We start from the raw sequence: 21,556 nt of genomic DNA on the forward strand, positions 1-21,556 counted from the left end.
CGAACGAGGGGGTGCGATGAGCGTCCGCAGTGCTGCTGATCTCGCGCTGCGCAAGGAGAACCTGCGTCGACTGCTGTCCCCGCGGAACATCGCGGTGATCGGCGGGGACGCCGCGGCAGAGACGGTGCGGCAGTGCCGCCGGGTCGGCTTCGCCGGGCAGATCTGGCCGGTGCACCCGTCCCGATCGGAGATCGAAGGCCTCGCGTGCCACCGCAGCGTCGCCGACCTCCCGGAGGCCCCGGACGCGGCGCTCGTCGCGGTGCCACGGGAGACGACCGTCGAGGTGGTGCGGCAGTTGGCGGCTCTCGGCGCCGGGGGAGCGGTGTGCCACGCCTCCGGTTTCGCCGAACACGACCAGGCAGGTGCCGAGCTCCAGGAGTCCCTCGTGGACGCCGCCGGGGACATGACGCTGATCGGGCCCAACTGCATCGGGACCTTGAACTACCTCGACGGCGCGGCGCTGTGGCCGGACCAGCACGGCGGCACCCGGGTCGACCGAGGTGTCGGGGTGATCACGCAGAGCGGCAACATCGGGCAGAACCTCACCATGCAGCGCCGCTCGCTGCCGCTGGCCCAACTGGTCACGGTGGGCAACGGCGCGCTGACCGGGGTCGCCGACCTCGTGGACGCCATGCTCGACGACCCGCGGATCACCGCCATCGGCCTGCACCTGGAAGGCGTCGACGACGCCGCGGCCCTGTCGAGGGCGGCTCTGCGCGCGCTGCGCCGGAGCGTGCCCGTCGTCGTGCTGAAGTCCGGTACCTCGGAGATCGGCGCGCAGGTCAACCTCGGCCACACCAGTTCGCTGGCCGGGTCGGACGTGCTGTGCGACGTGCTGTTCCGGCGGCTGGGCATGGCTCGGGTGCACCGCGTCGAGACGTTCGTCGAGACGCTGAAGTTCCTGCACGTGCGCGGATCCTTGGACGGCGGCGCGATCGCCTCCGCCAGCTGCTCGGGTGGCGAGGCGTCGCTGATCGCCGACCTGGCCGAGCACAACGGCCTGCAGCTCCCGGAGTTCCCCGCCGGAACCGAGCAGCAGCTGCGCGAGCTGCTCGGCGAGCGCGTGTCGGTGGCGAATCCGCTCGACTACCACACCTACATCTGGGGAGACCTGGACGCGCAGACGGCGTGCTTCGCGGCGATGCTCGACGCGGGCTTCGACTGCCACCTGCTGCTCGTCGACCTCCCCCGCGACGATCGCTGCGCCGGCGAGGCGTGGTCGACCACGGTGGACGCGTTCCGCGCGGCGCACCGCTCGACCGGCGGGCCGGCGTGCGTGGTGAGCTCGCTTCCGGAAGGGCTGCCGGAACCGGTCGCGGAGTCGTTGTTGCGCGAGGGCATCGCACCGATGCAGGGCATCGCCGACTGCCTGGCCGCGATCAGCGCCGCGGCGGAGATCGGTGCCGCGCAGCGGGACGCGCACTCGGTGCAGCCGTTGGAGGTCCCAGCCGCGCCGTCGCGCACGACCAGGCAGCTCGACGAAGCGGAGGGCAAGCGCGTGCTCGCCGAGCGCGGGCTCGCGATCCCGGACGGGCTCGTGGTCGACGCCCCGCGCGCTCCGGGCGCAGCTGCCGAGCTCGGGTTTCCGGTAGTGGTCAAGGCGCTTTCGGCGGAGCTGGCGCACAAGAGCGACGTCGGTGGGGTCCGCGTCGGCCTCGCGTCGCCGAAGGAGGTGGCCGACGCGGTGGCGGACATGTCGGCGCTCAGCGATCGGTTCCTCGTCGAGCGCTTGGTCGACGACGTCGTGGCCGAGCTCATCGTGGGGGTGCGGCGTGACCCGCAGTTCGGCCCGTCGCTGACCTTCGGCGCCGGCGGCGTGCTCGTCGAGCTGGTGCGGGATTCGGCCACGCTGCTGCTGCCGACGACGCGCGCGGCGATCTCGGGCGCGCTGCGCGGATTGCGGAGCTGGCCGCTGCTGGCGGGATTCCGCGGTCCGGCTGCGGACGTGGACGCCGTGGTCGACGCGATCGCGGCGATCGGCCGGTACGCCGCCGCCGACGAACGACTGGTGGAACTGGACGTGAACCCGCTGCTGGCTCGACGGCGCGGCGCGGTCGCCGTGGACGTCCTGGTGCGGGAGGGGAAGGATGCTCGATGACTGATCAGGTGCGGCTCGACGTCGACGGCGGGGTGCTCACGATCACCCTGGACCGCCCGAAGGCCAACGCCATCGACGTGGCCACGAGCAACGCGCTGTACGCGGCGTTCGACCGGCTCCGCCGCGACGACTCGCTTCGTGCCGCGGTGCTCACCGGCGCGGGCGAGCGGTTCTTCTCCGCGGGGTGGGACCTCAAAGCGGCGGCCGGCGGAGAGGCGATCGACGCCGATCACGGCCGAGGCGGTTTCGCCGGCCTGACCGAGTTCTTCGACCTGGACAAGCCGGTGATCGCGGCGGTCAACGGCCTCGCGCTGGGCGGTGGCTTCGAGCTGGTCCTCGCCGCGGACCTGGTGGTCGCCGCCGAGCACGCCGAGTTCGCGCTGCCCGAGGTCACCCTCGGCATGGTCGCCGACTCCGGAGGCGTGCTGCGGTTGCCGAACCGCCTGCCGCCGGCGGTGGCGAGCGAGCTGCTCATGACCGGGCGTCGCATGGGCGCCGCCGAGGCGCACCGCTGGGGCCTGGTGAACCGAGTCGTCCCGGCGACCGGGCTCCTCGACAGCGCGGCCGACCTGGCGCAGCAGATCGTCGCGGCCGCGCCGATGGCGATCGCAGCGGTGAAGGAGATCACCCGTCGTACCGCAGCGCTCGACGTCGAGTCCGCCTACCGCCTGCTGCGCAGCGAGAACCTCCCGCGCTACCGAGCGATGCTGGCCTCCGAAGACGCCGAGGAAGGACCGCGGGCCTTCGCCGAGAAGCGCGCCCCGAACTGGGCTGGCCGCTAGGGCGCCCGAAACCGACTTCCGAGCAGGCCAGTTCGACGTCGGCGCAGGCGCTGCGGAACGGGCCGCAGCTCCGCGCGGGTCCGCGCGCGTGGAGGACATCCGCGCAGGTTCGACGTGACGAGCTGCACCGGGTACTGCGCACCTCGAGCGCTGCGCCGAGCTTCATCACGGCGCCGTAAGCGCTTACGTAAGCGTTTGCGGGGTAGGATCCGCGTGCAGGAAGACGGCTGGGACGAACGGGGCGGCACTTGGCGACCATGGCCGATGTGGCACGGACCGCGGGGGTCTCCATCGCGACGGTCTCGCACGTCCTCAACGGCACCCGCGCAGTGCACCCGGATACGGGCCAGGCGGTCCTGGACGCGATCGAGCAGTGCGGCTACGTGCACAACACGCTGGCCAGGGCGCTGGTCACCACGCGCACCCGGACGATCGGCGTGGTCATCTCCAGCGCCAGCACGTCGTTCTCCACCGAGATCCTCCGCGGCGCCGAGGGCATGGCCGTCCAGCACGGCTACACGCTGCTGGTCGCCGACCCCCGCGACGACCCGGACCACGAGTTCCGGGTGGTGTCCAACCTGGTCCAGCGCCAGGTCGACGGGATCGTGCTCGCGCCGTCCGGCGAGCCCTCCCGGACGATCCGGTACCTCGACGACCACAAGATCCCCGCGGTGCTGGCCGACCGCGTTCTCGGTGGGGAGCACGATCAGGTCTCCGCCGAGAACGCCGAGCCGACCGCGCTGCTCGTCGATCACGTCGCCGAGCTGGGGCACCGCCGCATCGGCTTCATCGCGGGCATCGAGGGGATGAGCACGACGGCGGAGAGATGTTCCGGGTACCGGGAAGGATTGCGGCGCAACGGAATCGATTCGATGGACGAGCTCTGCCGGTCAGGTGGTTCCGAGTTCGACGCCGCGCGCCGAGCCGCGACGGAGCTGCTGACGCGATCGCAGCCCCCGACGGCGCTGGTGGCGGCGAACAACGCCATGACCATCGGCGCGATGCAAGCCGTCCGGGACCTGGAGCTCCGAGTCCCCGAGGACGTCGCGCTCGTCGGTTTCGACGACTTCCCGTGGGCCGACTTGTTCTCCCCGCGGTTGACCGTGATCTCCCAGCCGAGCGAGGAGATCGGTTCGAAGGCGGTCGAACTGCTGCTCGACCGCCTGGACGACCTCGACCGGCCGCCGCGCGAGCACCGGCTGCCCTCGCGGTTCGTGCACCGCGAATCGTGCGGATGTTCGCGGTGAGCTCGCCGTTGCCGCCCAGCCAGCAAGATGTACCCGAGATCCGCAAGGAGAACGTGCTTTGAACGACACGTACGTCGCCCCGCACCGAGACTGGCTCGCCGCCGAACGGGCGAGGCTCGTCCAGTTCGCCGCCGCTTCGCGAGCCCCCGGAGGCGGGTTCGGCTGGCTCGACCGCCGGGGAGCCAGGGAGCCGGACCGGCCCGTGCCGACGTGGATCACCGGTCGGATGACCCACGTGTTCAGCCTCGCCCACCTGCTCGGTGCTCCCGAGGCCGCCGAGCTCGTCGATCACGGGATCGCCGGGTTCCGCGACGTGCTGCGCGACGCGGAGCACGGCGGTTGGTTCGCCAGCACGGCCGATCCCGCGAAAGCGGCGTACGAGCACGCCTTCGTGGTGCTCGCGGCCGGCAGCGCGACCGCGGCCGGCCGCCCCGGCGCGGAGGATCTGCTGTCCGAGGCGCTGGAGGTCGTCGACGCCCGGTTCTGGGACGAGCGGGCCGGGCTGGCGAGGGAGAGCTGGGACCGGGAGTGGCAGGTCACCGAGGACTACCGGGGCGCCAACAGCAACATGCACTTCGTCGAGGCCTTCCTCACCGCTGGTGACGTCACCGGCGACGGTCTCTGGCACCGGCGGGCGCTCGGCATCGCCGAGTTCCTCATCCACGAGGTCGCCGCCGCGCACGACTGGCGACTCCCGGAGCACTTCACGTCGGACTGGAAACCGGTCGCGGACTACAACCGGGACCAGCCCGAGCACCCCTTCCGGCCGCACGGGGTGACGGTCGGCCACTGGTTGGAATGGGCGCGACTGCTGCTGCACCTCGAGGCCTCGTTCGGGGCGCAGGCGCCGGAGTGGCTGCTCGCCGATGCCCGGCAGCTGTTCGCCTCCTCCGTCGAGCGCGGCTGGAACGTCGACGGCCACCCCGGTTTCGTCTACACCCTCGACTGGCAGGACCAGCCCCAGGTCCGGGAACGCATGCACTGGGTCATCGCCGAAGCGATCATGACCGCGGACGTGCTGCACCGCCGCACCGGGGAGGCGCAGTACGAGCGCTGGTACTCGACCTTCTGGGACTACGCCCGCCGTCACCACATCGACCAGGACGAAGGCAGCTGGCTGCACGAGCTCACGCCGCGAGGCGAACCGTCGGGCACGGTCTGGCCGGGTAAGCCGGACGCCTACCACGCCTATCACGCATCGCTGTTGCCCGAGCTGCCGCTCGCACCAGCGCCAGCGCTGAGCGTCCCAGCTCTGCGCAGCAGGTGACGGTCGCGGTTCGCGTTCCACCCAGCCGCGCTGCTGGGTGGAACGCCGCTGCGAACACGCCCTCGGCGGACGTCCGGTCTGTTTCGCGGATTCCGCGGACGACCGCATGCGGATGTTCACCACCGATCTGATCGGATTCGTCCGCGCACCGGCGCGGACGAATTCACGACAACGCAGAGCACGGCGATCTCCATGCGGCCACGGCATCGGCGAGTTCCGGGCGCGCGAGGCAGTCGGACCTTCGCAGCTGAATTGGCACGTCGGCATCGGCCGACCACCCCGGCCGGAGTTCTGGTTCCGGGCGTTCCGACGGTGACGGACCTTCCGCCCAACAGCTGTCCGCGGTGAATATCCGGACCTAGTCGTCATTGGCGTCTCAAAGGTCCTCACCTCCGCAAGCGGAGGGACGGCTTCGCCCCGTTCCGGCTGGTGGATCGACGACCGGTAACGTGAGCGTGGAAGCGACTGAGGGAGTTAGATGGCACGCGCGAGCACGAGGCGCCAGCGCGCCTGGATGCTGCTCGCCGTTTTGCTGTTCACCGGCTTCGGGATGCTTCCCCCTTCGCCGGCGTTCGACCTGGCGAACGCTTCTCCGGCGTCGCACGGGGTGCACACCCGGGCCGATGAAGGCCCGCTGGATCGAGGCGAGGTCGACGCGGTCGTTGCAGCGTTGCCTTCGCCGCTGCGGGTCTGCGAGCCCGGGAAGGTCTGGGGCGCGCGGATCGCGCCCTCGCGCGACCTCCACCCCAGCTGGGTCCGAATGGGCGTGCACGACCCCGTAGTGGTGTCGCCCGATTCGCAATCGTGCCCGCCCGCCCTCGGTCGCTCTCCACCGGGACGACAGTCGGCCCCATAAGCCCGCAAGGCACGAAAGCATCCGTGCCGCTGTCATTTTCCCGCGTGATGAAAAAACGCGGGAACCCCGTGCTGGAGAAGAGGCGCTCGCATGATTTCTGTTCTCGGTTTTCTGTCCGCGGCCGGATCGATCACCGGACTCGGCTTCCTCGCGGCCATGATCCGAAGTAGCAACACATTTCTCGGCGTGATCGCGCTATTGATCATCAGCGCGACCGGGCTGCCAACCATCGCCTACGGCATGCTCACCAGCATGTGAGCACCACCTGGATCGCGGCAGGTGAAATTGCTGATAGGGGGCATTCATCCAGGTGATGCCCAGCGCATTGCCGTTCCGGCCGCCAGGTGCCAGGAACGAGGGCAGCCAATCTCCTCCGCGATCCCGGTGATCAGCTCGTCGAGCCGGTCGAAGGAGCGCCGATTTCCGCCGGCGCTGCGCGTGCCGGAAAAGGACTTCGCCGTGACGCGAGGGAGTCGGCCCAGGAATGCCGGTGGTCGCCGAGAGGAACTGCTGATGCTCGGTGCACCGGCATCTGGCCGTTTCGGGCGCGCGCGGCGCTCCGCGGGGCTGTCGTCCCCGCCGGTGGGACAGGGGATGGGATGAGCCTGCAACAGCTGTACGTGACGCTGCTCGCTGGCGGGTCGGTCCTGCTGGCCAGCATCGTGGCCACGCGGGTCGCTCACCGCATGGGCCTACCCAGCCTCCTGCTGTTCCTGGCGTTGGGAGTGCTCCTGGGCGAGGACCTGATCGGGATCGAGTTCGACGACGCCCAACTGGCTCAGAACCTCGGCACCGCCGCGCTGGCGATCATCCTGGTGGAAGGTGGTTTGACCACCCGGTGGTCCGATGTGCGTCGGCTGCTCGCGCCAGCGGGGTTGCTGGCCACTGTTGGAGTCGGCGTCAGCGTCGTGGTCACAGCCACCGGTGCGCACCTGCTGCTGGGGATGAACTGGCAGCTCGCGCTCCTGCTCGGAGCGATCGTCTCCTCCACGGACGCGGCAGCGGTGTTCTCGGTGCTGCGAGTGCTGCCGCTGCCGCGTCGCATCGCGGGGCTGCTGGAGGCCGAGTCCGGTTTCAACGACGCTCCGACGGTCATCCTGGTGCTGCTGTTCAGCACCACGCCGCTCCACCTCGACCCCGTCAGCGCTGGGGCGAACCTGCTCTACCAGCTTGGTGCGGGGGCAGCCATCGGTCTCGTGGTCGGCTGGCTCGGGGCGACGTCGCTGCCTCGCGTCGCCCTGCCGGCCTCCGGCCTGTATCCCCTGGCGATCTTCGGGTTGGGCCTGGTGGCCTTCGCTGCCGCGGGCGTTGCCCAAGCCAGCGGATTCGTCGCGGCCTACCTCGCCAGCGTGGTACTGGCGAACAGCGGACTGCCGCGGCGGGCAGCTACGCGTTCCTTCGCCGAAGGATTGGGCTGGCTCGCCCAGATCGGCCTGTTCGTACTCCTGGGCCTGCTCGTCACGCCCAGTCAGCTGCACCACGAGGCGCTTCCGGCCCTGGTCGTCGGGCTGGTGCTCCTGCTCGCCGCACGGCCGTTGTCGGTGATCGTTTCCGTCGCCGGTTTCCGGATCCCGTGGCGCGAGCAGGCGTTCATGTCCTGGGCAGGTCTGCGCGGCGCCGTGCCGATCGTGCTCGCCACCTTCCCCGTCGTCCAGGGCGTGCCCGGCAGCGATCGCGTGCTGGACATCGTGTTCGTCCTGGTCGTGGTCTTCACCTTGGTGCAAGGCCCCAGCCTGCGGCCACTGACTCGCTGGTTGGGGCTCATCCCCCGCGAGGCCACTCGAGAAATCCAGGTGGAAGCCGCGCCGCTCGACGTTCTGGGCGCCGAACTTCTGACGATGACCGTGCCCACCGGCTCTGCGCTGCACGGCCTTTCCATTCGCGAGCTGCGGCTCTCCGATCCCAGCGTGATCACGCTCGTCGTCCGCGAAGGTCACGCCTTCGTTCCCGAAGCCGACACGGGGCTCAGAGCGGGAGACGAAATGCTCATCGTGACGACTCAGGCGCAACGCGAGGCCGCAGAACGTCGACTTCGAGCGGTCAGCCGCCGCGGCGGACTCGCTCACTGGTTCGGTGAACGCGGCGACCCCGACTGATCGTCCGAGTCTGCTCACGACAGGGGAGGTCGATTCAACGGATGGTCCTTGGCCGCGGCGAGCCGAACACGAGCGTTGAGCCGGCGCTACCGGTGACCCGCCTCGCTCGGTCGTGACGAGCGCCCTGGGAACGGGAGGCCCGCTGCGCAGTCGAAGCGGATTGATGAGCGGCCAACGGATTGGTGGTGGTGTCGGCGCCGAAGCGCAGGGCGAATTCGAGCCCGTGTCGTTAGGCGGGGTAGGCGGCTACCTGCAGCGCGCACGCGCACTGCAGGTGCAACGATCGTTCGGGAGCGGGCTCGACGGGGGCGCTCGCGCTTTCGCGGGTCACCTGCCTGAGCTGCCCCTGGGGTGCATCGTCCCAGCTCGAGCGCGTTGCTCAACCTCGGCGGGCGACCGCGGCGTAGCAGGCGGAGCGTTCGGGGTTTGCGGGCGGCGGGGTTTCCGGGCGCCACTGGACGGTGAACACGACGCCCGGGTCGACGAGCTCGTAGTCGGCGAGCAGCGCCTCGATCTCGGTCTTGCTGCGGAGCGTCATGGGATTCCGGCTGTCGTCGAAGAAGGGCGCTGCGGATCGCATTTCGGGTAGGTCGCTGGTGAGGTGCGAGGCGATCAGGTAGGAGCCGGGTGTCATGCAGTCCTGGTACTCGCGCAGGAGCTTCATGGGTTCGGCGGAGTCGTCGACGTAGTGGAGCATGCCGACCATCAGCACTGCCACGGGTTGCTCGAAGTCGATGAGCTGCAACGTCTCCGGGTGGGTGAGGATCTGGTGCGGCGCGCGGATGTCCTCGTGCAGCACGACGGCCCGCGGGTTGTTGGCGAGGATGGTGCGAGCGTGCGCGACGGCGACGAGGTCGTGATCGACGTACACGACGTGGGATTCCGGATCGACCTCCTGCGCCACTTCGTGGACGTTGCCGACGGTCGGGACTCCGGACCCCAGGTCGAGAAACTGGCGGATGCCCTGGTCGAGGCAAAATCGGACTGCGCGGTGCAGAAAGCCGCGGTTGGCTCGGGCCGCGTCGTTGAGGTACGGGAAGACCTTGAGCGCCTCGTCCTGGGCCTGCCGGTCCGCCTCGAAGTTGTGCGCGCCGCCGAGGGCGTAGTCGTAGATCCGCGCCACGCTCGGTTGGCGCCAATCGATCTCCGGAGAAGCCCAGTTCGGAAGTTCGTCCACCGCTTTCTCCTTGATCCGTTCGTGGTGCGCGGCGGAGTATGCCACGTCACCGACGAAGGAACTAGATCCGAGAAAGCCGGCCAACAGCGCTTCCTTTGGTTCTTGGGCGCGGCCTGCGGGATAGGCCGTTGGGATTCGATGTCCATCGGGCCGTGGCTGCGGCCTCGGCAAAGCGCGGCGAGACCGTGTACCTGTTTCGCATCGATGCGGAAACCGATGAGGACCATCCGGTTTGGGGTTGCGGAGCGTTGTGCGCTGATCGCTGGGCTTGTTAGCGCTCGCGCGCGAATGCCGCTTCGCGAAGGGTGGGGTCGTCCGAATGCCGCGCAACGAGCAGGTTCCGGATTCTGCAATTCCGGTTGATCGGCCGACCTCGGCCCGAGCCTATGGCTGGATGCTGGGCGGCAAGGACAACTACGCGGTCGACCGCGAGATCGTGCTGGCGACGCTGAAGCTGTTTCCGGAGTGCGTGGACATCGCGCGCAAGAACCGTCGCTTCCTCTACCGAGCGGTGCGCTACCTGGTGCAGCAAGCGGGGATTTCGCAGTTCATCGACATGGGGTGCGGTCTGCCGACCGGCAACAACGTGTATGAGGTCGCGCAGCACTTCGACCCGGCTGCGCGCGTGGTGTACGTCGATATCGACCCCATCGTGCTGGCACACGGTCGAGCCCTGCTGGCCGACAACGACGCCACCGCGGTCATCACCGCGGACATGCGCGCTTCCCCGAGCAGATCGTGGACCACCCGGATACGCACCGGCTGATCGACTTCTCCGAGCCGGTGGCGGTCTTGTACCTCTCCGTGGGCCATCACCTCACCGACGACGACGAGATCGGCGGCGTGCGGGATGCGGTGCGAGGCATCGTCGACACGCATGCCGTGGCTGACAGCTACCTGGCGTTCTCGCAAGTCGTGCACGATGACCCCGCGGCGGCCGCACGTCTGAGCGAGCAGATCGGCGGTGCCGGGATTCCCTGGCAGACGCGCACACCGGCTGAGGTCGACGCGCTCGTGGACGGGCTCGAACCGGTGGCGCCGGGTATGGTGGACCTGCATGACTGGCGGCCTGATCGCTTCCAGCCGGCCCTGGATCCCGCTCCGGAACCGCTGCGCCCGTACGAGGGGATCATCGGCAACCGCACTGGTGCCTACGAGTATGGCGGTATCCTGCGGAAGGCCTAGCCGGTCAGTCGATAGCGATCCAGCGGCACGCGACGCGTGAGCGCCTTGTTGCGAGTGGGGGAGTGGCCGTGCGCGGACGTCCGGAACAGGAGCAGGACGGTTTCTCGACCGGGGTGGACCACAGCACGCCCAACCGGCTCGCATGTACGACTACTACCTCGGGGGATCGCACAACTTCGAAGCGGACCGCGCCGCCGCGGAGCGGGTGCTGGCCCTGGTTCCGGAGACGCGGACGTTCGCCCGGGAGAACCGCGCATTTCTGCAGCGCGTGGTGCGCTACCTCGTTGCCCGGGCTGGGGTCACGCAGTTCCTCGACCTCGGCTCGGGCATCCCGACCGTGGGCAACGTGCACGAGATCGCGCAGGGGCTGCAGCCGGAATCGCGGGTGGTCTACGTCGACCACGAACCGGTCGCGGTCGCCCAGTCGCAGCGGATGCTGACGGGCAACGACCAAGCCACCGCCATTCAGGGCGACCTGCGGCATCCCGACCGGGTTCTGCACCACCCGGAGGTGCACCGCCTGCTGGACTTCTCCCGGCCGGTGGCGGTGTTGACCATCTCGGTGTTCCCGTTCGTGGCCGATGTCGACGACCCGGTCGGCATCATCAGCGCCTACCGCGAAGCCTGCGCGCCGGGCAGCTATCTGGCACTGTCGCACGGCCTGACCCTGGACTACTGGCCGGACGCGACCGCGGAGGTCATCGAGACCTACAAGTCCAGCACCCACCCGCTGCACCCGCGCACGCCGGAGCAGATCACCGCGCTGTTCGCGGGTTACCAGCTCGTCGAACCGGGAGTGGTGTTCACCTCGGCCTGGCACCCCGACCACCCGCTCACCGACGAGCAGGCCAGGGAAAGTCGCGGAATGGCCGGCCTAGGTGTCCTAAGCCGCTGAATCGTGCTCGTGGCGTCCAGTGCGCGCCCGCTGGGTGGTGCCGCTGCCAGAGCTAGGTGCGCTCGCTGCTCGGGCTGCGGCTGGCGGGCACCAGCTACCAGGGCAGCTACGTCATCACCGACGTCTGCTGGCCCTCCGGACTCGTGATCCGGTCCCGATGCACGCCTCCTCGCCGGCGTCGAGCTGGTAGTCGATCCGCCGGATGGCGCCGAGCTGGCGATGCATGGTGATCGTCGAACCGGGTTGCTCGGCGAGCCGAGCACACCGCGCGCTCGGCGACGTCAGCTGGTTCGAGAACGACACGCTGGAGCGGCTCCTTCTCGACCCGGTCATCGTATTCCGCCGCGTCGTGGACCGAACCCAGGCCGCGGCAGGAGGGGGCGGTCAACCGAACCGGTGTCCCGTTGGCCGAGAGCTCCGGCCATCGTGCGACGCGGGCCGGAGCGCCGTCAATCCTCGTGGTGCGGGTTGGCGCGCAGCGATCCCGAGTGCGCCTTGATCTCCGGGTGCTGCCGGGTCTTGATCAGGCTCGCCACGGTGACCACGACGAGCACCAGCACGATGAAGCCGAGGCTGATCGGCGTCGGGACCTCGGGCACGGCGGTGCTGATGTCCACGTGCAGCCAGTGCAGCACGAGCTTCACGCCGATGAAGGCCAGGATCAGCGCCAGCCCGGACGAGAGGTAGACCAGCCGGTCCAGCAGCCCCTTGACCAGGAAGAACAGCGCCCGCAGGCCCAGCAGCGCGAAGGCGTTGGCGGCGAAGACGATGAACGGCTCGCTGGTCACGCCGAACACCGCGGGGATCGAGTCCAGCGCGAACAGCAGGTCGATCCCGCCGATGGCCACCAGCACCACGAACAGCGGAGTGACCACCCGACGACCGTTGATGCGCGTCATCAACCGCCCGCCCACGTAGTCGTCCGAGACCGGCAGGAACCGGCGGGCGGCCTTGACCATCACGTTGTTCTCGACGTCGGGGTCCTCGTCGCGATGCCGGAACAGCTGCACCGCCGTGAAGATCAGCAGCAGGCCGAAGAGCAGGAACACGAAGGAGAACAGCGACAGCAGCGCGGCACCGACGGCGATGAAGACGACTCGCATGATCAGCGCCAGCACGATGCCGAAGGTGAGCACCTTGTGCTGGTGCTCCTCCGGCACGGCGAAGGTGGACATGATGATCACGAAGACGAAGAGGTTGTCGACCGACAAGCTCTTCTCCACGATGAAGCCGGTGAAGAACTCGGTGCCGGGCGTTCCGCCGTAGGCCATCGAGAACCAGATGCCGAACACCACCGCGACGGCGATGTAGAACACCGACCAGGCCGTGGCCTCACCGAAGCCCACGCGGTGCGGGCGCAGCCACCCCAGCACCAGGTCCACCGCCAGCAGCAGCACCACTAACCCGACGGTCACGCCCCAGGTCAGCGCGGAAATCTCACCCACCGACAGATCCTCCTGCTCGCCGTCTCAGGCCTCTCGCCCGCTGCCGCCACCGCCTGCGCGCGGCGAAACGATCAGGGCGATCACACCGATCAGCGCCGCGATCACCGAAGCGGTGAGGATACCCACCTTGGCGTCGCTGACCAGCGACGCATCAGCGAACGCGAGATCAGTGATGAACAACGAGACGGTGAAGCCGATACCGCCCAGCGCCGCGACGCCGAAGACCTCCCAGGGGTGCATGCCCTGCGGCAACGTGCCCCAGCGCAACCCGCTGGCCAGATAGGCGCCACCGCTGATCCCGATGATCTTTCCCAGCACCAGGCCCGTGATGACGGCCCAGGTCGCCGAGTTCGCGTACGCGGCGGCCAGTGCACCGTCGCCGAGCGGGACGCCCGCGTTGGCCAACGCGAAGATCGGCACCACCAGGAAGGCGCTGACCGGGTGCAGGTCGTGCTCGAGGGTGTCCAGGACCTTGCGGCCCCTGACCTCGCCGGCCGGGGTCAGCAGGCCCAGCGCGACACCGGCCAGCGTGGCGTGCACACCGGATTCCAGGGTCGCGAACCAGACGACCACGCCGATCGGGACGTAGGCCCACGGTGAGCTGATCCCCAACCGCCGCATGGCGACGCACACCAGCAGTCCGACGATGGTGCCCAGCAGCCAGAGCATGCTGAGCCGGTCGGTGTAGAAGATCGCGATGATCGCGATGGCCAGGATGTCGTCCACGATGGCCACGCTGAGCAAGAACAGCTTGGCTCCCGCCGAGACGTGCTTGCCCAGCAGGGCCAGGACGCCGACCGCGAACGCGATGTCGGTGGCCATCGGGATGCCCCAGCCGCGGATGGCTTCGCCCTCGGCGATGAGCGCGTAGAGCAGACCGGGCACGACCACGCCGCCGAGCGCGGCGACCGCGGGCAGGGTGGCGGCGCGCCGGTCGCGCAACTCGCCGACCGCGAGCTCGCGCTTGATCTCGAGGCCGATGACGAAGAAGAAGATCACCATCAGGCCGTCGTTGACCCAGTGACCGAGGTCGTGGGTGACGGCGAAGTCACCGGCACCCAGGGTGATCTTCTGGCCCCAGAACTGCAGATAGCCGTCGGCCGCTGCGCTGTTGGCCCAGATCAGAGCCACCACTGCCGCGATGACGAGCAGAACGCCGCCGGAGCTCTCCGCGCGCACGAATGCGCTCAGCGGAGCGCCGAGCGTTGATGCCGCACGCTTGACCGGACCTGGCACAGCCGCTGCCCCCTTCTCGCGGCCCGACCTCCCCGGGCGCGCAACAGCAGTCAACGAGACACGATTGCGATCAAGCTTTCCAGAATTCCGCTCACGTTGCATCCGCGACTCGCGGCGTTGTTTGACACGGTCCCGAATCCCGAACGGCCCCGCACGCATCCGATCCCGGACCACGTCGGATCCCGAGCGCGAATGCCAAGCGGAAGCAGTTCGGCTCCGCGCCGACTCGATCTTGATGCGCACCGTTTCCGTTGACCGCGATCGGCCATTTCCTCGACGCGTTCGCAGCAGCCTGCGACCTCGGCCCTGTGCGGGGCCGACCGCGATTGTTGTGCGTGAGTGCGGACGTGCGACCGCGTGGGTCCTTCCATCCTCCGGCGTCCGCAGAAGAGCCTTGCGCCGAGGATGGACGTGGGTTCGCCGTGTCTCGGGATGGACGTTGAGCGCGTTGTCATGACGCGAACCAGGACGCTCCCGCGATGTCGGCAGACGTGGCCTCCACGTTCGCCACCTCGCTGCTGCAACCGGCTGCTTCAAGCCGGGTGCGGACTTCTCGATGCGCAGCGCGACCGAGGTCATCGGCGGGCACAGCGACCTGCTGCTGGGTGTGGTGAGCACGCGCGAGCAGCACCACGATGCCCGGTTGCGGCACGTGCGCGCCCGACTCGGCTCCATCCCGGGGTGTTGGAGCCGCACCTGGGGCTGCGGGGCTTGCGGACCTTGCCGCTGCGGATCGAAGCCGCACAACGGCCGGCACTCGAACTGGCCCGGCGGTTGTCATCGCCCCCCGCGGTCAGCGCGGTGCACTACGCCGGACTCCCCGCAGGCCCGCCATGAACGAGCCACGCGCTTCGTGGAGGGATTCGGCGTCACGCTCCCCGTCGAGCTGAACGTCGACGCCGCGGCCGCCGAGGCGGTGTGCCACAAGGTGAGCGTGTTCACCCACGCCAAGAGCGCCGGATCCTGGCTGCGATCTGATCGGCGACGAGCCACGCGATTCCGGACAGGCCGAGCTGGCGCATCACTGCAAGCCGGTCGACGCTGTTCCAGTGTTCGACGATCTGACCATTCCGCACGCAGACGATGTCCATCACATCTATCGCTATCATGCGCCCCGCAGCGGATCTGCGCCTCGACGCGGGATGCTTTCCGAGAAAGGTCTTACGCGTGACGACGCGGTCGCCGTCGGCGATCATGTCGTGAATCTCGACGCGGAGATCAGGTAGGATCGCGTGGAGCAACGTGAAGATCTGCATAACTCCGTCCCGATCACTTCGCTCCCGCGGGGCGGGAGTGTGGTTCCGAAAGTTGTGAGCCAGCAGCTCCTCGCCAGTCTCGATGCACCCGCCCGCCTGGAAATCTTCGACGAAGCGCCGTACGAGCGCCTTGTTGCCCTCGCTCACTCTGCCTCCCGCAACGAAGCCACCGTGCACGTCGCCACGATGGACGTCTGGCTACGCGCCCTCATGCTCCTCAACACGGCCTAGATCGTTCTCAGACCAGGTGGTGCTCGAACGCGAACGCCGCGGCCGCGGTCCTGGAGCCGACGTCGAGCTTGGCGAAGATGTTCGACAGATGTCGGGCAACCGTTTTCTCCGACAGCACCAGCGCCGCCGCGATCTCGGGATTGCTGCTGCCCGCGGCGACGAGCCGCAACACCTCGATCTCGCGCGGACTCAAGCCGCCGGGCGCCCGCGCATCCCCCAGGAGCTTGGCCACGTCGTGCTCGGCCGGTGCGGCACCTAGGCTCGCGAACGCTCGCCGAGCCTCGTCGAGATCGGCCGCCGCCGACTCCGCGTCACCGAGGAGGCGCAGCGCTCGTCCGATCAGCACGCGGCACCGGGCCACCTCGTACGGTGCGGACAAGCGGGACCAGCCATCAGCAGCGCTCCGGGCGGCTGCGAGCGCGTCCTCGGCGTCACCGGTAGCGACGGCGACCGATGCGGTTGCGTACTCGCCGGCCGCTCGGAGCGCGGTGCAACCGAAGGCCGATCCGAACCCGTGGAGCTCGTCGGCCAAGGACGCGGCGTCTTCGATCTCACCCACGTCTGCCAGCACGTCGACGGCGGCCGGCAGCACTTGTGAGCGGTGCACCGGATCCCGCACCTCGGCCAGCACGCGGTGGATCGCGGCCGACGCCGCATCGGGCCGGCCGCGGGCCAGCCACAGCAGTGCCCGGCCGGGCTGGGCCGGGTGCCCGTACCCGGCCGCTTCCGCGTAGGCGGCCTCGGCCGCGTCGTGGTTGCCGCTGATGCGCAGCGCTTCGCCGCACTCGTAGTGGGCCTGTCCGACCGCGGGGCTGCCCCCGGCCGCGGCGTACCGTTCAGCCGCATGCTCGAGCTCGCTGATCGCGTCCCGGTAGGCGCCGTGCAGCCGCATCAACTGGCCGCGGTGGACCGCGCACTGGCCGGTGAACGCCACCAGGCCGGGCTGGCTCTCGCACCAGACGGTCAGCACGTGGGTCCACTCGCCCATCCGGCCGAAGTCGGAGATCTGCTGGCAGGCTTCGATCGACGAGTTCCTGACGGTGTTAGCCTCGATGTTCGACGACCGTGGGTTCTACGTCCTCGACGAGCTGGAAGCCGCGCTGTCGTTCGCGTCTTGCCTGCAACTGGTGGGCCTGATGCACGAGCTCGGTGAGCGCCGGGCGTAGGTGGTGTGCGCGACGCACTCGCCGATCCTGGCCGCGGCTCCGGGCGCCGACGTCGTCGAGGTAGGCGACCATGGACCCGCCGCGTGAAGTGGGACGAGCTCGAGTTCGTTGACCATTGGCGCCGCTACCTCGACAACCCGGACAGCTACCGCCTCGAGTTGACCGCAAGGCAGTACGTGAGATGACCAAGCTCGAGGAGGCGAGTCCGTCTCCATGTCGAGGCGGTGACGACTAGCTGTACTGGCCTGGGAGGTTGGATACGGGGTTGGCGGGTGGGCCGCCGATGCTGGTGTGGTGGCGGTGATGGTTGTAGTCGTGTAGCCAGCTGGGCAAGGCGGCGCGCCGTTGGGTCTCGGTGGTGTAGGGCTGGGCGTAGGCCCATTCGTCGAGCAGGGTGCGGTGGAAACGCTCGACTTTGCCGTTGGTCTGGGGCCGGTAGGGTCGGGTCCGCTTGTGGCTGATACCGGCTGTGTGCAGCGCTTCTTTCCAGGGGCGGGATCGGTAGCAGGCGCCGTTGTCAGTGAGGACTCGCTGGATATCGATGCCCGCTTCCGTGAACCATGCTTGCGCTCGTTTCCAGAACGCTGTGGCGGTGGTTTTCGTTTCATCGGGCAGGATTTCGGTGTAGCCAACCTGCTGTGATCGTCCAGGGCGGTGTGTAGGCATAGCCCAGCTTCGCCCGCGAGCTGGTGCTGTTGTTGGTGATGGGCCGGCTGCGGGTGTTGTGTCGGCCGCCTGTGGCGCGTCCGTGGACTTTATGGCCGCCTCCGTCGGGGATGTTGCCCAGCTTCTTGATGTCCACGTGCACCAGCCCACCCGGCTGTGGATATTCGTAGCGGCGGATCACGCGCCCGGTGGCCCGGTCCATATGCGCCAGCCGGTTGATCCGGTAGCGCGCCAACACCCGATGCACGGTCGAGGGATTGAGCTTCAGTAGCCCGGCGATGCGGGCCGGGCCCCACCGCCGAAGCACCCGGACTTTGATGATCCGCCGCTCGGTTCGAGTGGGAACACGGCGTGGGCTGTGATGCGGTCGGCTGGGGCGATCGACCATGCCCTGTTCACCGTCACGCCGGTAGCGATCCGCCCACCGCTTCGCGCAACCAACCGAGACTTGGAAACGCTCGGCCGCCCGCCGCAGCGGCCACCGATCCTCCACGACACACCGGGCCAGACGCAGCCTGCCTGTCTCGGTCAGTGGGGCGTTACGGTGACACACGAGGACCTCCTGGTGATCGGTGCAGATTGTGGTGATCCACACCGAACCCGGAGGTCCTCACTCATTCCAAGATCATCCGACCGCGTGCCACCCGTTCACAACCTCCGTGATCAGCACAACTAGACGGTGCGGTTAATGGTGCTCGGGCAAGTCCGCCGCCGTGCGCAGCATGGGGGTCAGTCGCTGGTGCGGGACGGCAGCGAGTCCGCCCTGTTCGATGTGATCGGCGAGGTCGGCGGTGAATTCGACCAGCTGGTCCACTGCGATGGAGTGTGGCGGCTGCTGGTTGTAGGGCCGGATGTGGTCGCGTGCCCGGCGCAACAGAGCGGTTGCTCCGGCGGCGTTCCCTCGGTGCAGGTGGGTAAGGCCGACGGCGAGTTGGGCCAGTCCCTTCCACAGGGCACGCTCCGCGCTGGGCGCGGTCTTCCATGCCCCTTCGAGGACTTCGTGGGCGTGGAACGGACGGCCGTCGTCGAGGAGTTGCTGGGCCTGCTCCAGGCTCTCCCGCGGGGTGAGTACGAGGTCTTCATCGATGCGCTCGACGCCGGCGGCGCCGTGCGGCAGCGGGCGGCCGAGCCCATCTCGCGGACGGGCATTGCGGGCCCGACCGTTTGCATCGCGGTCGCGTTGGGCCATGCCCCGAGTGTGCCTGATCCTCGACGTCGTCCCAGGGATCGAGACGACGGAACTGGCTATGCCTGGGCGATCAGGAAACCTGCTGGACAGGTGTCCATGCGCAACCCGTAGACCGTGTATGTGTCGGATACGTTGCAGAGGTACGCGCTGGCCGAGCGCACCTGCTCGCGTGCGATCCGTTGTTCGCCCGCCAGGTCGACGACTTGCTCGAAGCCCAGTGGCCGGTGTGCTTCTGCGTCGATGTTCAGGACCGGTGAGGTGACGCGGTCACGATCTCCCGTCAGGGTGTTCCTGACAGATCACCACTCGCGCCCCAAAGGTCCAATTTCGTACCGCGCATAACTGTTATGTGCGGTCACTCCTCCGTGTGCCGAAGCCAGCCGCGAGTGTGGAATCCCGGCTCAGGTGCCAGCGCGAGCGTCGCGTGCACCTGAGCGATCAGCAGGTCGCGTTGCACCGACCCGTCGAAGCTCTCCGCCCCCTTGGCCTTGTTCAGGTACTCCTCGGCTTCGGCCCGATGCTCGTCGCTGCTGCTGGTCATGACGTCCTCCCCCCGGTGAGCTGTCGTCGCCCCCGCAGGATGCGCCCGGACGGCCGCGCCCGCCGGTCAGGTCGCCCACGACGCCGACCGGCTCGCGGCCGCAGCACCTCTTGGATTCCATGCTCAACCAGGTCGTATCGCATCTGATGCGAACTCGCGCCGCCTGTACGCGGCAGTAGTGGCGCTCGCGAGGTCGTCGAGCCGGGGCGCTGTCGAGGCGTTCGAGACACGACCGAAGCCGCAGTCCGAGGGCTTCGCGTACCCGCCTCGCCGCGTTGATCATTCTCGCGCACACAACCAGCTGATCGTGTGCATCTCGCTTGCCGCGGGTGTCCCGTGCTGTCCCCCACTAGCCCCTTAACCGGTATCCCGCCAGGCAAATGCCGACAGGGCGGCGGCTCAGGCCGCGCTCGCCAGCGCCGTCGAAGCCGGAGCGGGATGAAGCCGAGATCGACGTCATGATCGATTCGCTCGGCGATACCGGTAGCGCCCTTAGCGGTGGCCGACGTGATCGCCTCGAAGCGCTGTACGCCGCGATGGACCTGCACGTCACCTACGAGCACGGAACGAACACCGCCGAAATAAAAATTCACCCGGTTGGGAACCGGGTGAATAGTTTGCGTGTCGGAGGGGGGACTTGAACCCCCACGCCCATTAGTAGGGCACTAGCACCTCAAGCTAGCGCGTCTGCCATTCCGCCACTCCGACGCCTCAGGCCCGCCCTTTGTTTCCCGGGCGGCCCCGCTGTGTTGTGCATATAGATTAGCCCATGGTCATCAGGGCCTGTAACCCACCCCCCTCTTTGCGTCCTGGGTGATAGAAATGCCTGGTGAGCGAGCACAGCGGTATCTCCGGAAGCGATCAGGACGCGGGGTTGGTGCTGGCGCAGGACGAGGTCGTCGGACTGGCCAGTGACTTGATCCGCATCGACAGCACGAACACGGGTGAGGCCGACACCGTGGTGCCCGAGCGGGCCGCGGCCGAGTACGTGGCCGAGAAGCTCTCCGAGGTCGGTTACGAGGTGACCTACGTCGAGGCCGGCGACCAGGTGGGCCGGGCCAACGTCGTCGCTCGGCTGCCCGGGGTCGACCCCTCGCGGGGCGGGTTGCTGGTGCACGGGCACCTGGACGCCGTGCCCGCCGATCCGGCCGAGTGGTCGGTGCACCCGTTCTCCGGGGCCGTGCAGGACGGCTACGTGTGGGGCCGGGGCGCGGTGGACATGAAGGACATGCTGGCCATGAGCCTGGCCATCGCTCGGAGGTTCAAGCGCGACGGCATCGTGCCGCCCCGCGACATCGTCTTCGCCTTCGTCTCCGACGAGGAGGCCGGGGGGTTCCAGGGCGCGCAGTGGCTCGTCGAGCACCGGCCCGAGCTGTTCGAGGGGTGCACCGAAGCCATCAGCGAGGTCGGCGGGTACTCGCTGACCCTCAAGGACGGCGTGCGGGCCTACCTGGTGCAGACCGCGGAGAAGGGGATCCGCTGGCTCAAGCTGCGCGTGCGCGCGCGTGCGGGGCACGGGTCGATGGTGCACGAGGACAACGCGGTCACCAAGCTCTCCGAAGCCGTCGCCAAGCTCGGGGCCCACCGGTTCCCGCTGGTGATGTCCGAGAGCGTGCAGGAGTTCCTCGACGGGGTCAGCGAGATCACCGGGTGGGACTTCCCGCCCGACGACGTCGACGGCTCGGTGGCCAAGCTGGGCAACATCTCCCGGATCATCGGCGCCACGCTGCGCGACACCGCCAACCCGACGATGCTCACCGCGGGCTACAAGCACAACGTGATCCCGTCGGTGGCCGAGGCCGCGGTGGACTGCCGGATCCTGCCCGGCCGCGAGGAGGCGTTCGACCGCGAGCTGGCCGAGCTGCTGGGGCCCGACGTCGAGCGCGAATGGGTCGGGCTGCCACCGGTGGAGACGAAGTTCGAAGGCCGGTTGGTCGAGCAGATGCAGGCCTCGCTGCTGGCCGAGGACCCGGGGGCCAAGGCGCTGCCGTACATGATGTCCGGGGGCACCGACGCGAAGTCCTTCGCGCGGCTGGGCATGAGCTGCTACGGCTTCGCCCCGCTGCGACTGCCCGCCGACCTCGACTTCTCCGCGCTGTTCCACGGCGTCGACGAGCGGGTTCCGGTGGACGCGCTGAAGTTCGGGGTGCGCGTGCTGGACCGCTTCCTGCGCGACAGCTGACTGTCGGTGGAGTCTGGTTGCATCCCCGGTAGTTGATCATC

21 protein-coding genes, 1 tRNA gene and 1 pseudogene are annotated in these 21,556 nt (G+C 68.8%); 13 read left to right on the forward strand and 10 right to left on the reverse strand.

What is annotated here, in order from left to right; all coding sequences use genetic code 11:
- Window positions 1-16: 16 nt before the first annotated feature.
- The 6 genes from ACFQRI_RS00760 (at window position 17) to ACFQRI_RS00785 (ending at window position 8,346) form a co-directional block, all read left to right on the forward strand.
- Window positions 17-2,098: an acetate--CoA ligase family protein gene (locus ACFQRI_RS00760; protein ID WP_380662918.1), complete on the forward strand. Its 2,082-nt coding sequence runs from the start codon at window positions 17-19 to the stop codon at window positions 2,096-2,098.
- Window positions 2,095-2,880 (forward strand): enoyl-CoA hydratase-related protein, encoded by a 786-nt coding sequence (locus ACFQRI_RS00765; protein ID WP_380662921.1) that lies wholly within the window; start codon window positions 2,095-2,097, stop codon window positions 2,878-2,880. The genes ACFQRI_RS00760 and ACFQRI_RS00765 overlap by 4 nt, the downstream gene beginning before the upstream one ends.
- Before the next feature lie 257 nt (window positions 2,881-3,137).
- The gene (locus ACFQRI_RS00770; RefSeq protein WP_380662923.1) at window positions 3,138-4,127 is read left to right on the forward strand and encodes a LacI family DNA-binding transcriptional regulator; all 990 of its coding nucleotides are present in this window, start codon (window positions 3,138-3,140) and stop codon (window positions 4,125-4,127) included.
- 58 nt (window positions 4,128-4,185) lie between these two features.
- The gene (locus ACFQRI_RS00775; protein ID WP_380662927.1) at window positions 4,186-5,394 is read left to right on the forward strand and encodes an AGE family epimerase/isomerase; all 1,209 of its coding nucleotides are present in this window, start codon (window positions 4,186-4,188) and stop codon (window positions 5,392-5,394) included.
- 946 nt (window positions 5,395-6,340) lie between these two features.
- The gene (locus ACFQRI_RS00780) at window positions 6,341-6,508 is read left to right on the forward strand and encodes a hypothetical protein (protein WP_380662929.1); all 168 of its coding nucleotides are present in this window, start codon (window positions 6,341-6,343) and stop codon (window positions 6,506-6,508) included.
- A gap of 341 nt (window positions 6,509-6,849) precedes the next feature.
- A complete protein-coding gene (locus ACFQRI_RS00785; RefSeq protein WP_380662932.1) occupies window positions 6,850-8,346 on the forward strand; it encodes a potassium/proton antiporter in 1,497 nt (498 codons plus the stop codon).
- A 379-nt stretch (window positions 8,347-8,725) separates the two neighbouring features.
- Here ACFQRI_RS00785 and ACFQRI_RS00790 read toward each other — a convergent pair whose 3' ends face one another.
- A complete protein-coding gene (locus ACFQRI_RS00790) occupies window positions 8,726-9,523 on the reverse strand; it encodes an SAM-dependent methyltransferase (protein WP_380662935.1) in 798 nt (265 codons plus the stop codon).
- Between the two features lie 319 nt (window positions 9,524-9,842).
- On the opposite strand from ACFQRI_RS00790, the gene ACFQRI_RS00795 reads away from it, so the two are divergent.
- From ACFQRI_RS00795 to ACFQRI_RS00805, 3 genes are all read left to right on the forward strand, one after another.
- Window positions 9,843-10,289, forward strand: a complete 447-nt coding sequence (locus tag ACFQRI_RS00795) for an SAM-dependent methyltransferase (protein ID WP_380662938.1) — start codon at window positions 9,843-9,845, stop codon at window positions 10,287-10,289.
- Window positions 10,262-10,708, forward strand: coding sequence for an SAM-dependent methyltransferase (locus ACFQRI_RS00800; protein WP_380662941.1), 447 nt, complete (start codon window positions 10,262-10,264; stop codon window positions 10,706-10,708). The genes ACFQRI_RS00795 and ACFQRI_RS00800 overlap by 28 nt, the downstream gene beginning before the upstream one ends.
- A gap of 142 nt (window positions 10,709-10,850) precedes the next feature.
- Window positions 10,851-11,603, forward strand: a complete 753-nt coding sequence (locus tag ACFQRI_RS00805; RefSeq protein ID WP_380662943.1) for an SAM-dependent methyltransferase — start codon at window positions 10,851-10,853, stop codon at window positions 11,601-11,603.
- A gap of 114 nt (window positions 11,604-11,717) precedes the next feature.
- Here ACFQRI_RS00805 and ACFQRI_RS00810 read toward each other — a convergent pair whose 3' ends face one another.
- From ACFQRI_RS00810 to nhaA, 3 genes are all read right to left on the reverse strand, one after another.
- Entirely contained in the window at window positions 11,718-11,906 is a 189-nt protein-coding gene (locus ACFQRI_RS00810) for a hypothetical protein (RefSeq protein WP_380662946.1), read from the reverse strand.
- A 146-nt stretch (window positions 11,907-12,052) separates the two neighbouring features.
- Complete coding sequence (locus ACFQRI_RS00815; RefSeq protein ID WP_380662948.1) at window positions 12,053-13,048, reverse strand: TerC/Alx family metal homeostasis membrane protein; 996 nt, start codon at window positions 13,046-13,048, stop codon at window positions 12,053-12,055.
- Window positions 13,049-13,072: 24 nt separating this feature from the next.
- Window positions 13,073-14,227, reverse strand: coding sequence for a Na+/H+ antiporter NhaA (gene nhaA / locus ACFQRI_RS00820; RefSeq protein WP_380662951.1), 1,155 nt, complete (start codon window positions 14,225-14,227; stop codon window positions 13,073-13,075).
- 510 nt (window positions 14,228-14,737) lie between these two features.
- Here nhaA and ACFQRI_RS00825 point away from each other — a divergent pair.
- Window positions 14,738-15,121, forward strand: coding sequence for a PLP-dependent transferase (locus tag ACFQRI_RS00825; RefSeq protein ID WP_380664548.1), 384 nt, complete (start codon window positions 14,738-14,740; stop codon window positions 15,119-15,121).
- Window positions 15,122-15,222: 101 nt separating this feature from the next.
- Here ACFQRI_RS00825 and ACFQRI_RS00830 read toward each other — a convergent pair whose 3' ends face one another.
- A complete protein-coding gene (locus tag ACFQRI_RS00830; protein ID WP_380662954.1) occupies window positions 15,223-15,687 on the reverse strand; it encodes an ester cyclase in 465 nt (154 codons plus the stop codon).
- A 91-nt stretch (window positions 15,688-15,778) separates the two neighbouring features.
- Window positions 15,779-16,705 (reverse strand): response regulator transcription factor, encoded by a 927-nt coding sequence (locus ACFQRI_RS00835; RefSeq protein WP_380662956.1) that lies wholly within the window; start codon window positions 16,703-16,705, stop codon window positions 15,779-15,781.
- On the opposite strand from ACFQRI_RS00835, the gene ACFQRI_RS00840 reads away from it, so the two are divergent.
- Entirely contained in the window at window positions 16,695-16,937 is a 243-nt protein-coding gene (locus ACFQRI_RS00840; protein WP_380662959.1) for a hypothetical protein, read from the forward strand. The genes ACFQRI_RS00835 and ACFQRI_RS00840 overlap by 11 nt on opposite strands.
- Before the next feature lie 231 nt (window positions 16,938-17,168).
- On the opposite strand, the pseudogene ACFQRI_RS00845 reads toward ACFQRI_RS00840, so the two are convergent.
- The 3 genes and pseudogenes from ACFQRI_RS00845 to ACFQRI_RS00855 all read right to left on the reverse strand — a co-directional run bounded on the left by ACFQRI_RS00845 (window position 17,169) and on the right by ACFQRI_RS00855 (window position 19,333).
- Window positions 17,169-18,156, reverse strand: a pseudogene (locus ACFQRI_RS00845) (IS481 family transposase).
- Window positions 18,157-18,288: 132 nt separating this feature from the next.
- Entirely contained in the window at window positions 18,289-18,792 is a 504-nt protein-coding gene (locus tag ACFQRI_RS00850) for a DUF309 domain-containing protein (RefSeq protein ID WP_380662962.1), read from the reverse strand.
- 355 nt (window positions 18,793-19,147) lie between these two features.
- Complete coding sequence (locus tag ACFQRI_RS00855; RefSeq protein ID WP_380662965.1) at window positions 19,148-19,333, reverse strand: hypothetical protein; 186 nt, start codon at window positions 19,331-19,333, stop codon at window positions 19,148-19,150.
- A 458-nt stretch (window positions 19,334-19,791) separates the two neighbouring features.
- Between ACFQRI_RS00855 and ACFQRI_RS00860 the strand changes: the two genes are divergently transcribed.
- Entirely contained in the window at window positions 19,792-19,974 is a 183-nt protein-coding gene (locus tag ACFQRI_RS00860; protein WP_380662968.1) for a hypothetical protein, read from the forward strand.
- On the opposite strand, the gene ACFQRI_RS00865 is transcribed toward ACFQRI_RS00860, so the two are convergent.
- A tRNA-Leu gene (locus ACFQRI_RS00865) sits at window positions 19,956-20,041 on the reverse strand. The genes ACFQRI_RS00860 and ACFQRI_RS00865 overlap by 19 nt on opposite strands.
- Before the next feature lie 121 nt (window positions 20,042-20,162).
- On the opposite strand from ACFQRI_RS00865, the gene ACFQRI_RS00870 reads away from it, so the two are divergent.
- Entirely contained in the window at window positions 20,163-21,515 is a 1,353-nt protein-coding gene (locus ACFQRI_RS00870; RefSeq protein ID WP_380662971.1) for a M20/M25/M40 family metallo-hydrolase, read from the forward strand.
- Window positions 21,516-21,556: the final 41 nt, after the last annotated feature.

The sequence above is a fragment of the Saccharopolyspora griseoalba genome (assembly GCF_042665275.1).
Lineage (GTDB): Bacteria > Actinomycetota > Actinomycetes > Mycobacteriales > Pseudonocardiaceae > Saccharopolyspora > Saccharopolyspora griseoalba.